The 11,300-nt window shown below is 72.4% G+C and carries 11 protein-coding genes; 9 read left to right on the plus strand and 2 right to left on the minus strand.

What is annotated here, in order from left to right; all coding sequences use genetic code 11:
• Positions 1–23 precede the first annotated feature (23 nt).
• Genes ACIBIW_RS00235 through rpmF form a run of 3 tightly spaced genes read left to right on the plus strand, consistent with a single transcriptional unit; the run spans position 24 to position 1,713 of the window.
• The gene (locus ACIBIW_RS00235; protein ID WP_399330224.1) at positions 24–275 is read left to right on the plus strand and encodes a type B 50S ribosomal protein L31; all 252 of its coding nucleotides are present in this window, start codon (positions 24–26) and stop codon (positions 273–275) included.
• Positions 272–1,483, plus strand: a complete 1,212-nt coding sequence (locus ACIBIW_RS00240) for a CobW family GTP-binding protein (protein WP_399330226.1) — start codon at positions 272–274, stop codon at positions 1,481–1,483. The genes ACIBIW_RS00235 and ACIBIW_RS00240 overlap by 4 nt, the downstream gene beginning before the upstream one ends.
• Positions 1,484–1,542: 59 nt before the next feature.
• Positions 1,543–1,713 carry a 50S ribosomal protein L32 gene (gene rpmF, locus ACIBIW_RS00245; protein ID WP_399330228.1) on the plus strand — a complete coding sequence of 57 codons (171 nt, stop codon included), beginning with the start codon at positions 1,543–1,545 and terminating at the stop codon, positions 1,711–1,713.
• 98 nt (positions 1,714–1,811) lie between these two features.
• Here rpmF and ACIBIW_RS00250 read toward each other — a convergent pair whose 3' ends face one another.
• Entirely contained in the window at positions 1,812–3,272 is a 1,461-nt protein-coding gene (locus tag ACIBIW_RS00250) for a hypothetical protein (RefSeq protein WP_399330230.1), read from the minus strand.
• Between the two features lie 318 nt (positions 3,273–3,590).
• Between ACIBIW_RS00250 and ACIBIW_RS00255 the strand changes: the two genes are divergently transcribed.
• From ACIBIW_RS00255 to ACIBIW_RS00275, 5 genes are all read left to right on the plus strand, one after another.
• Positions 3,591–4,730: an alpha/beta hydrolase gene (locus tag ACIBIW_RS00255; protein WP_399330232.1), complete on the plus strand. Its 1,140-nt coding sequence runs from the start codon at positions 3,591–3,593 to the stop codon at positions 4,728–4,730.
• 180 nt (positions 4,731–4,910) lie between these two features.
• A complete protein-coding gene (locus ACIBIW_RS00260; protein ID WP_399330234.1) occupies positions 4,911–6,098 on the plus strand; it encodes a damage-control phosphatase ARMT1 family protein in 1,188 nt (395 codons plus the stop codon).
• A gap of 240 nt (positions 6,099–6,338) precedes the next feature.
• Positions 6,339–7,520 (plus strand): ABC transporter substrate-binding protein, encoded by a 1,182-nt coding sequence (locus tag ACIBIW_RS00265; RefSeq protein ID WP_399330236.1) that lies wholly within the window; start codon positions 6,339–6,341, stop codon positions 7,518–7,520.
• 251 nt (positions 7,521–7,771) lie between these two features.
• The gene (locus tag ACIBIW_RS00270) at positions 7,772–8,641 is read left to right on the plus strand and encodes a dienelactone hydrolase family protein (RefSeq protein ID WP_399330237.1); all 870 of its coding nucleotides are present in this window, start codon (positions 7,772–7,774) and stop codon (positions 8,639–8,641) included.
• Positions 8,642–8,731: 90 nt separating this feature from the next.
• Positions 8,732–9,364 (plus strand): cysteine hydrolase family protein, encoded by a 633-nt coding sequence (locus tag ACIBIW_RS00275; protein ID WP_399330239.1) that lies wholly within the window; start codon positions 8,732–8,734, stop codon positions 9,362–9,364.
• A gap of 242 nt (positions 9,365–9,606) precedes the next feature.
• Here ACIBIW_RS00275 and ACIBIW_RS00280 read toward each other — a convergent pair whose 3' ends face one another.
• A complete protein-coding gene (locus tag ACIBIW_RS00280) occupies positions 9,607–10,110 on the minus strand; it encodes a VOC family protein (RefSeq protein ID WP_399330241.1) in 504 nt (167 codons plus the stop codon).
• Between the two features lie 500 nt (positions 10,111–10,610).
• Between ACIBIW_RS00280 and ACIBIW_RS00285 the strand changes: the two genes are divergently transcribed.
• Positions 10,611–11,243, plus strand: a complete 633-nt coding sequence (locus ACIBIW_RS00285; protein WP_399330243.1) for a hypothetical protein — start codon at positions 10,611–10,613, stop codon at positions 11,241–11,243.
• Positions 11,244–11,300 lie beyond the last annotated feature (57 nt).

An 11,300-nucleotide genomic window follows, 5' to 3' on the forward strand; every position in this document is an offset into this window, starting at 1 on the left:
GCCACCACACGCGAGGAGCCACCATGAAGCCCGGAATCCATCCCCCGTACCGCCCGGTCGTCTTCCGCGACAGGGCGGCCGGGTTCGCCTTCCTGACCAGGTCGACCATGACCAGTGAGCACACCGTGGAGTGGGAGGACGGCCACACCTACCCGGTGGTCGACGTCGAGGTGTCCTCGGCGAGCCACCCCTTCTACACGGGCGCCGCCCGGGTGCTCGACACCGCGGGCCGGGTGGAGCGCTTCGAGCGCCGTTACGGCAGGCGCGGCCGGTGACCGGCGGGCGTGGCGCGGCGAGCCCGGCCAGGCCGCTGCCGGTGGCCGTCGTCGCGGGGTTGCAGCCCGAGGCGCGCGGCAGGGTCGTCGACAGGCTGCTGCGGGACGTGCCGGGGAGCGTCGCGGTGCACCACGACCTGTCCCCCGTGCCGTACGGCTCGGTGCGGCGCACGGTGCGCGACGCCGTGCGGGAGTGGTCCCGCGCCGCGGTACCGCTGGTGAACGACTGCGGCTGCTGCGCCCTGCGGGCCGATCTCGTACCGGAGTTGGAGCGGCTTGCGGACTACGGCACCGTCACGCTCGCGGTGGTGGAGCTGTGGGACTCGGTCGAGCCTCGCGCGGTCGCGGAGTCGGTGGCGGCGGCCGGGACGGGCCTGCTGCGGCTGGTGTCCGTGATGACCGCGGTCAGCCCCGCCCTGCTGCTGCCCTGCCTCGCCACGGGCGACGACCTGACCGCGGCGGGGCTCGCCGCCACGAGGCACGACCAGCGCACCGTGGCCGACACCTGGGCGAGGCAGTTGGAGTACGCGTCGGTCCACGCGCTCGTCCACGACACCGCCGACACCCCCGAGGACCCGGGCGCGGCGGAGGACCACGTGGCCGGTGAGGGCGGCGCGCTGCTGCGCCAACTGCACCCCACCGCCCGGCGGGTGGCGTACGACTCGGGGGAGTTGGCGCACCTGGCGTTCGCGGGCTTCGACGTGCAGAGCGCGGCGATCGCCCAGCATCCGGCGTGCGCGCTGCTGCCGCAGGACGCGGACGAGGCGGGGGTGGCCACGGTGGTGTGGCGGCGGCGCCGCCCGTTCCACCCGGTGCGGCTCCACCGGGCGCTGGAGGAGGTGTGCTGTGCGGCGGTGCGCAGCAGGGGCCGTTTCTGGCTCGCGGACCGCCCCGACACCCTGCTGGCCTGGGACGCGGCGGGCGGGGCGCTGGGGGTGGAGGCAGTGGGGCCCTGGCTCGCCGCGCTGCCGGACGCGGCGTGGGATCTCGTGCCGCCCGCGCGGCGCGTCGCCGCCGCCCTCGACTGGCACCCCCGGCACGGCGACCGCCGCCAGCACCTGGTCTTCACCTCCCCCGGGCTCGACCGCGACGCGCTGGTGCATGTGCTGGACGCCTGCCTGCTCACGGACGAGGAGCTGGCGGGCGGCCCGGAGTCCTGGCGCGGCTTCCCCGACGCCTTCGAGTACCTGCTCGACCCCGCCCTCTGACCCGCTGCCCCCTGCCGCCCGATGGCAGAACCGCCCTCTGAAGAACCGGAGTTGACCCCATGGCCGTCCCCAAGCGGAAGACGTCACGCAGCAACACCCGCCACCGCCGAGCCCGTTGGAAGGCGACACCGCCCCCGCTTGTGCCGCTGACACTGGACGGCACACGCGTCCTCGTCCCGCGGCACCTGGTGCGGGCGTACCGGCGGGGGCTGCTGCGCCCCGAGGAGTGAACGGACGCGGGCGGCGCGGTGGTCCGAGCCCTCCCGAGACGGGGGGGGCTCGAACCACGGTGCCCGGCGGCCGACTTGTGTCCGGCGACCGGCGTCGGCTACTTGTGCCGGCCGACCCAGTCGGCCACGTAGTCGAAGGTCTCCTTCACGGTGTCGCCGAACTGGCCCGGGTGGGAGGCGCAGGCGTCACAGGGGGTGAAGCCGTGCTCGGCGCCCTCGACGAAGACGAGCTGCTTGTCCTTGGCGTGGGTGGCGCCCCGGTAGTACATCTCCGAGGGCACCAGCCAGTAGTGCCCGGTCATCGACATGATGAGCAGCGGGGAGCTGATGCCGCGCACATTGCCGAGGGTCGCGGTGTTGGTGGAGGACCAGTCGACGCCGCTGATGGAGTCGGCGGTGATCCGCAGGTGGTCGGCGCGGATGGCGCCGACGGACAGGAACGAGTCGGCGGTGAAGCCGCCCTTGCTGCCGTCCCATGCCTCGTTGGGCGCGGGGTCGGCGGAGGGCACCCGCACCGAGTGCACGACCTGCGGCTTCCCGCCGTGCGGATGGCGGGGCGAGAGCACCGGGTAACTGCCCTTGGTGTGGGCCATCAGGGAGCTGTCCGCCTGCCAGATGCGGGCGCTGTAGCGGCCGACGGGCATCGGGGTGTCGTCGCTGAACTGCCCCTTGCCGTCGGCGACTTCGCCGCGCAGCCGCTGCGCCTCGGCGATGAGCCCGGCCTCGCGCGCGGCCTGCCCGTCGAGGTAGCGGTGGGTGAAGCCGGTGCCGTACGAGGAGCCGTGGGGGTCGTAGCCGTTGGCGGGGTCGTACATGTCGAGCGACGCGTCGCGGTGGCGCAGGTCGCTCTCGTCGGTCACCGAGGCGTCGAGCGCGGTGAGGTCGGAGAAGGCGATGCCGGGAATGGCGTCGAGGAGGACCACGCCGTCGGCCGGGGGCATGCCCTTGAGGTCGTCGTCGCAGGGGTCGAGGCGGGCGGGGGCCCGGCAGGCGCCGACGCCGTTCTGGGCGACGTTCTGGTAGTACGCCATGATGGCGCCGCCGCCGCTCCAGCCCACCAGGGTCACCTTGTGCACGGTCGACAGCCCGCGCAGGTAGCGCACGCTCGCCCCGACGTCCAGCGCCAGCTTGTCCCACTCGACGGCGGCCTGCTCCGCGTACTGCGACTTCACACAGAGCACGGTGAAGCCGCGCTTCGCCAGTTCGAGGCAGGGCACGCTGCCGATGAAGTTGTCGTTCTCGTGGGTGAGGACGAGGCCCGTGGACTGGTGGGGCGTCGGCGACTTCGGGCGGTAGAGCGCGCCGATGACGTCGTCGTCGCCGAGCAGCACGGTCGTCGTGCGGTACGCGATCGCCGCCGGGGGCTTCTTCGCCGTACTGCCGGTGTGCGGGGAGTCGGCCTGTGCGGAGGAGATGAGCAGCGGCGCGAGCAGGGCGAGACAGAGCCCGACGACCGCACCCCATCTCCTGCGTCCCGGCCGCCCGGGGCGCGTCGCGCGCCGGTTGCCGTGTGCGTCGGTGCGGTCGGTTCTTCCGGGATCTTCCGTGGAGGGAGCCATACGTGCCCTTCCTGCGGGTGCGGCGATCGGCGTGAAGAGTGTCCTCATTGGTCTTACCGTTAGTCAATACACCGTTCACACCCCGCGGATGAACCACCCCCCGGCGAGGCCCCGTCCGGCATGCCCGTGCAGACCGAGGTCTTGACAAGGTCATTTCAACTATTGGTATAACTATTTGTTGGTCATTCCGATACGGGTAGCTGGGTCGGCGGCCCGACACCAGCCCCGCTTACCGCCCCCCACGCGGGAGCGCCGTCATTTCGAGGAACAGCACGCAGCACTCGCGCAGTTGAGCCCGAAACGGACAGGGATTCGCCCATGGCAGCTTCGCTCGTCAAACGTCTCGTCGCCGTCGTCGCCGCCGCGCTGACCGGCGCCGCACTCGCCGTCGTCCCGGCCTCCGCCTCCGCCACCCCCCACGGGGACACCGCGCGGAGCGGGATCTGCCGCACTCAGGTCTTCCCCGTGGCCCTGCCGTCCGGGGCGAAGGAGTCCATCTCCACGCAGTACTGCGTCCCCCGGGGCCCCGCGCGTGCCACCAACACCGTGCAGGTCCTGGTCCACGGCGGCACGTACAACCACGCCTACTGGGACTTCCCTTACCAGCGGGGGAAGTACTCGTATGTCGAGCGGGCCAACCGCCTCGGCTATGCGACGGTGTCGCTCGACGTCCTCGGTACCGGCGCCAGTTCGCACCCCGACTCCACCGAGGTCACCTTCGGCGCCATCGTCGAGACCGTGCACCAGGTGATCGCGCAGGTCAAGCAGGGGGCGCTCCACCGCCACTACGCCCAGGTCATGGCCGTCGGGCACAGCTTCGGCTCCGCGGAGCTGATCCAGGAGACGGCCGAGCACCACGACGCGGACGCGCTGGTGCTCACCGGCTCGGGGCACACCACCAGTTCGTTCGTGAAGACACACGACAAGGAGGTGTACATGCCGGCGAACCGGATACCGCGGTTCAGCTCCCTTGACGACGGCTACCAGGCCAGCGCCCCGGGCAAGCGTGACGTGATCCTCTACTACCCGCCGCTCGCGGACCCGCGCGTGGTGGCCTACGACGCCGCCACCGAGGACGTCATCAGCACGACCCAGCAGTCCACCCGGCCGGCCAGTCTCATCAGCCTGATGCGGCAGATCGACGTGCCCGTGCTGCTGGTCGACGGCAACATGGACAACCACTACTGCACGCCGGACGTGGACGGTGCCACCGACCGCGACCTGGGCTGCGCCTCGACGACGCAGTTCTACGACCACGAGGCGCCGAACTTCACGGGCACGGACTGCTTCAGCGCGATGCTGGTGCGGTCGGGCCATGACATCAACCTCCATGTCACCGCGCCCGCCTCCTACCGCGACATCTTCCGCTGGGAGACGGCGACGCTGCCCGCCCGCGCCACCACCCCGCACTGCGCCCTCCACGGCGCCCTCCCCACCCCCGGCATCCCCCTCTCCTGAACCTCCCCGACTGGTCACACACCCGACATGGGGGGGAATGGCCGGGGCCCCCCACAGCCGCCCGGGCCCGGGGGACACGCGAGGCAGGTCCCCCGAGTCGCCGCCACTCCACGCTCGCTCCCCCGGTGACACTGGTGGTGGACGACACGTCACCCCCGAGCGTGAAGGACCACCGCAGCCATGCCGGACTCCCCCGCAGCCGAGGCGCCCGCGCCCGTCATCACAAGTGACGCACCGGGCTCGTTCCCGATGAGTGTGCTCGCCGAGCGGCACCCGAAGCTCGTCAGGCAGGTGTACGACGCCTTCCCCTACGGCCCCGGGCAGCGGCGGGCGCTCGACATGCTGGTGCGGGAGTGCGAGGACGGGGTCGTCGAACCCCTCGGCGCGGGCGCGGCGGACCGCGACCTGTGGGCCGGGTGGGGGCGCGGCATGTTCGGCCGCTCCTGGTACGACGTGCCGTTCCTGTGGGCGGAGAGCTACTTCTACCGCAGGCTCCTCGGCGCCGTCGGCTACTTCGACGACGGGCCATGGCACGGCGTCGACCCGTTCGCGCCCTTCAAACGCGCGGAACTCAACACCCCGGAGGCCCAAGAGGAGTTGGCCGCGCCCGACCGGCTGGCGTCGCACAGCGTGCGGGACCAGAACCGCGCGCTGCTCCAGGGCTCGCTCTGGGGCAACCGCGCCGACCTCGGCTTCCGGCTCTCCGGGAGCGGGGAGCCGGGCACCGGCGCCGGGGGCCCGCTGGTGGCGGACGACTCCGACGCCCTCTGGTCGCTGCTGCCGCCGGGCGGCGCCCACCGCGTGTGCCTGGTCGCGGACAACGCGGGGCGCGAACTCGTGCCCGACCTGCTGCTCGTCGACCAACTGGTGCGGCACGGGCACGCGGAGCACGTGGTGCTGCTCGTGAAGCCGTACCCGTACTACGTCTCCGACGCCACCACCGCCGACTTCGTGGACTGCCTGCGCCACCTCGCCGGGGCCGACGGCGCGGCGGGGGCGGCGGGCCGGCGGCTGTGGGAGCTGGTGGGGCGGGGCCGCGTCGAGGTGCGCACGCACCCGTTCTTCTGCGCGCCGTTCCCGTACGAGGACATGCCGGACGACCTGCGCGAGGAGTTCGGGCGCGGCACCCTCACGGTCATGAAGGGCGACCTCAACTACCGCCGCCTGGTGGGCGATCGCTCCTGGTCACCGACCACGCCCTTCGCCGCGTGCACCGCGTACTTCCCCGGCCCCGTGGCCGCCCTGCGCACCCTGAAGTCGGACGTGGTGACCGGCCTCGACACCGCCACCGTCACGGCGCTCGACGAGCGGCACGGGGGAAGGTGGCGCACCGGGGGGACGCACGCGCTGATCCAGGTGCGGGCCTGACACACGGTCCGGGCGCGAGGCGAACACGCGATCCGGGTGCGGGGCCGACACGCGCGTCCCGTGCGACCCACCCGTCCCATGTGGAGGGCAGGTTTCCATCTCTTCACACCCATTGCCCAATGGTCTAACCGTATTTATATTCAGACCACGCGTGCCCGGGATGGCCGGTTCCCTCTCCTCTCGCCCTCTCTCCTCGTCTCCCTCTCCGCTCCTCCCCGGGCGCCACCTCAAGGAGGACCAATGGCTCCATCGCGCCCGAAGTCCACCCCCCTGAACCACCACCGCCGCCCGCACCCGGCACAGCGCCCCCGCGGCCGCCGGCTGCCGCGCCTCGCCGCCGGGCTCGCCGTGTGCACGCTCGCCCTCACCTGCGCGTGCGGCGCGCCCCCCGGGCAGAGCGGCCCCGCGAACAGCGCCGAGCAGGCCGACTCCCCGCAGCCCTGGGACAAGTTGACCGGGAGCGCCAGGGAGAAGGCGCTGCTGAAGGCGGCGAAGAAGGAGGGCGGCAGGCTCTCCGTCTACTCCAGTTACAACGACGAGCCCAAGATGGCGCAGGCGTTCACCGCCAAGTACGGCATCAAGGTGGACGTCTACCAGGCCAACTCCGAGTCCGTGCTCCAGCGCGTCCAGCAGGAGACCACCGCGGGCAAGCCCCGCAACGACGTGCTGGTCAGCCCCGGCACCGACATGGAGACGATCAGCGACCGCGGCATCCTCGGTCCGTACGCGTCGAAGTACCGGGACGCGGTGCCCGAGGTCGGCAGGGGCAAGCTGTGGACCGGGGTGCGGCGGCTCGCGTTCGTCGCGGGCTGGAACACCGACCTGATCAAGACGGCCGACGTCCCCAAGAGCTTCGAGGACTTCGCCGACCCCCGCTGGAAGGGGAAGATCAGCCTGGAGTACAGCGACTCCGACTGGTACGCCACTCTGCGGGACTACTACCTGTCCAAGGGGATGTCCAAGGCCGACGTCACCACGATGTTCCAGCGCATCGCGCACAACGAGAAGACCGTCAAGGGCCACACCGTGCAGGGCGACCTGATGGCCGCGGGGCAGTTCCAGGTCGCGCTGTCCGCCTACACCCAGACCGTGGAGCGCCTCAAGGTGAAGGGCGCCCCCGTCTCCTACGGCGCCGAAGAGAACCACCTGGTCAGCCCGGTCGTGGTGCGCTACGACGCGATCGGCCTGATGAGCGGAACCCCCAGGCCCGCCACCGCCACCCTCTACCTCGACTTCCAGCTCGGCAAGGACGGGTTCGCGCAGGACGAGAAGCTCCAGGGCCTCCCGCCGGTCCCCCAGCCCGACGACCCGCTCGCCAAGGCGCAGGTGATCGCCCAGGATGTGCCGACGTATGTGAAGGAGCGCGAGGAGGCCGCCAAGGACTACGACGCGCTCATCAGGTCGGGCGGCACCGCCAAGTGACACCCCGGCGTCCACGCCGGGGCACACCCCCGGGCCGCCGCCGGGAGCATCCCGAGCCCCGCCCGCGCGGTCCGCCGCCCGCGCCGCGTCCGCCTCGCCCCAACACCCCTGTCACGCCGCACCCGCCGCGGCCACCGGCCGCCAACCGGCCCGCAGACGAGGGGACTTGGCGGGGCACGACGGCAGCCGGAAGCCAGCGGCTGCGACGCGCCCGTCGCGCCGTTCCACGCGCCTACAGCAAGGAGTGCGCCATGTGTGTCGAGACCCCCGGGGTGCCGCCGATGGTCGCGGCCGAACACCGGGGCCCCAACGACCGTATCGACCCCGGGGAACTGCCCTCGCTCGGCCCGGTGACGGCCGGCCACGTCAGCCACCCGCCGCGGACCTCGCCCGACGGCGACACCCCGATCGTCATCGTCTGCCACGAGCGGTACGGGGTGGTACGGCACACCGTGGAACTCGCGGACAGGTTCGCCGCCGCCGGATTCCTCGTGGTGGCACCGGACTTCTACACCGACATGCCGCTGACCGGCGAGGAGGAGCGGCTGCCCGAGGTCCCGGACGCCGCCGTGCTGCGCCACCTCGACGCGGCGATCGGACACGCCAGGGGTCTCGAAGGCTGCGGCCCCGACTCGCCCGTCGCGGTCATCGGCATCTGCCGCAGCGGCAGTTACGGCATCCTCGCCGACGCGGAGCGTGACGACCTGACGGCCGTCGTGATGCTGTACGGCGGCGCACAGCCCCGCGAGTACGAGGTCGGGGAACTGCGGAGCACCCCGTACCAGAAGCTGGTGGCCGCGGGGCGCTCGCCGGTGCTCGGGCTGTGGGGCGAGAAGGACCACACCATGTCCGTCGACCATGTGCGCCGGGTGCGCGACATGCTCGAAGACGCCCGCCGCAGCTACGAGTTCGTGCTCTACCCCGACCTGCCGCACGGCTGGCTCAACGACACCATGCCGGGCCGCTTCCGGGAGCGCGAGGCGAACGAGACCTTCGCCGCCATCGTGGACTGGCTGCACGCGCGCTTCGAGGGCCGGGGCCCCGCCCGCCAGGTCTCCTGGAGCTACCGCTCCACCTTCTCGGACACCTACGACTTCGCCGCCAACCGCCGCCAGGAGTAACCCCGATACCCCCATCCACGTACGCACCAGACACACCCACGCACACCCACGCGCGTGGCAGCACACACCCACCCGAGGAGAGCACATCCCGTGGCACACCCCGTGGAAGCCAGCGACACCTACGACCCCGCCCGCACCGGGCTCGTCATCTTCGACATGCTGGAGGCGTACCGGGAGCCCATCGAGGCCGCCGGTTCCCTCGCCCCGACCGAGCGCCTCATCGCGGCCTGCCGCACGGCGGGCGTACCGGTCTGCTACGCCCGCGCCGACCACCGCGCCGACGGCGCCGACTTCGCCCTCAGCATCGCCGACACCGACAGCCACTTCCGCCCCTGGGGCCCTGACAACCCGCTGCGCACCACGCCCCCGCACGCCGCGGGCAGCCCCGGGCTCCAGGTGCTGAAGGAGATCGCTCCCCAGGAGGGCGACTACGACGTCCCCAAGCACCGCTGGAGCGCTCTCCACGGCACCCACCTCGAACTCTCCCTGCGCAGCAGGGGCATTGACCACATCCTGCTGGTCGGCGGCTCCACCCACGTCGGCGTGGCCTCCACCGCGTACGCCGCGCGCGACCTGGACTTCCAGGTCACGGTCGTCTCCGACTGCTGCCACGGCTTCCCGGAACAGCGCCAGTTCTTCATGGAGAAGGTGTTCCCACGGATGTGCCACGTACGGAACACCGAGCAGGTGATCCCGGCGCTGGGGGCGGGGGGCGGCGCCTGAGTCCGGGTGCGCGGGGCGCCGGGCCCGGAAATGCGATACGGGTCCGGCGCCTCGCGCCCGGGGGTGTCGGGCGGTGCTCCGAGGGCGATGAAGATGCCCCGGGGTGATCCGGGCGGCGCCCAGTGCCGCGGCTGCGCCCAATAGGCGTAGATGGCCGAGACGTTGTGTCGATCGTCTCGACCGGCGATCACCGGTCGAGCGGCCGCGATACACATCGTCGGGCACGGTAGGGGGCCGCCGAGTCAGAGCGCGATCGGGCTGACGTGCCCGGGGCCGCCGAGTTCGCGATCGAGGCTTTTCTGGGCCTCTTGCATCGCTTCCGCGTACCCGGGGTCCGAGAGCCGCCGGAACACCTCGTCGGGTGCGACGTCCTCCACTGTGGCGGTGATCCACCAGATGTTGCCGAAGGGGTCGCGAACCCTGCTTCCCCGCTGACCGGACGCCTGTGTCAGGGGCGGGGTGACGACGACAGCGCCCGCCACGACCGCTGCCTCCGTCGTCGCGTCGGCGTCGGCGACGAACACCCGCAGCAGCGAGGGGGTTCGCGGCCAGTCCTTCCTCCGGTCGAAGGCGAGCAGAACGGTGTCGCCTACGCGGATCTCCGCGTGGCCGATGCTGCCGTCCTCCAGCGGCACAAGTGCGGGTGCGACCCCCCCGAACGCTCTGCCGATGAACTCGAAGAGCGCACGCGTGTCATCGGTGATGATCCACGGTGCCACCGTGGTGTATCCAACTGGATTGCTCATGGGAAGACTCCTCCTGGCTTCGGCTCGTGCGGAGGGACAGCAGGAGCCTAGGCCGCGTATAGGCCGGATTCCGTCCCATACATCCGGGCTGAGCATGCCGGCTGCTTCGCAACGCCCGCTGTCGCCGCTCTCGCTGCTGCAAACGCCGACTCGCCGCGAGCCACCCCTGGAGAACCGACGCCGACGCCGCGGCACGAGTCGCTCGCCAGGCTCATCCAGGGGCTGCCCGCACGAACACCCCGGACGACACCGGCCCACCAGGCCGAGATCGTGATCCACACCACCGCCGAACAGGCCGGGCGGCGTCCGGGCGGAACGGGTCGCGACACCCGCACCGACCTCGATGACGGAACCTGCCGCGGGGTGTCGCACCAACAGCGCCCCACCGCCTCGCCCTGCGTCAGTAACCTCCCGGCCGACAACACCTAGGGGACGATTCCCGGGTCCGATGGGGGTCCCGTTCGGGCCGTTTCGGGGGGCTTGCGTGCGACCGTGGCGGCATGGCCTCCTTCCCTCGGGCGCTGCGGCTCCCCGCCGTGGGCGCCCCCGCGCTGCTGCTGCTGACGGGCGTGCTGCGGCTCGTCGACCGGTTCGGCTGGGCCCGCGGCGTCGGGTCCGGCCTCGGGCGGGCCTCGGCGCTCCTCGCCCTGGCGCTGCTCGGCGCCCTGGTGGTGGGGCTGCGTAAGGGCCTGGGGGCAGGGCGGCGGGGGTTCGGGGCCGACGCGGGCGCCGCGGCGGGGGTGCTCGGTGCGCTGTGCCTGCTGTGGGACGTGCTCGGCGGCCTCGCCACGGGGCTGCGGCCGCCGGGTGCCGTCGGGGTCCTGGGCGCCGTACCTCTGCCCGTGGGGCTGCTCGTGCTGCTGCTGATATCGGCGGGCGCCCGTCGGCTCCCCGACTGGAGCCCGCCGCTGGTACTGGCCGCCCTGCTGCTGCCCGCGGGCGACCCCGACCTCCTCGCCGCGGGCGCCCTGCTGCTTCTCGCCGGACTCGCCCCGGTCGGCCGCGCGGCGGCGGGTGCCGGTGAGCGGGCCCGGGCCGAGCGGCCCGTGGACGACCGGGCGGACGAGGAGCGGACCGGCGACGACCAGCGCGGGGTCGAGCGGCCCAACCCGCCCGCGGACCGGCCCCATTGACAGCCTCCCCACGGTGCAAGAAACTCCGGGAGAGCGCTCTCCCGAATCTCCGGCGCC

Source organism: Streptomyces sp. NPDC050560 (genome assembly GCF_044457285.1).
GTDB lineage: Bacteria > Actinomycetota > Actinomycetes > Streptomycetales > Streptomycetaceae > Streptomyces.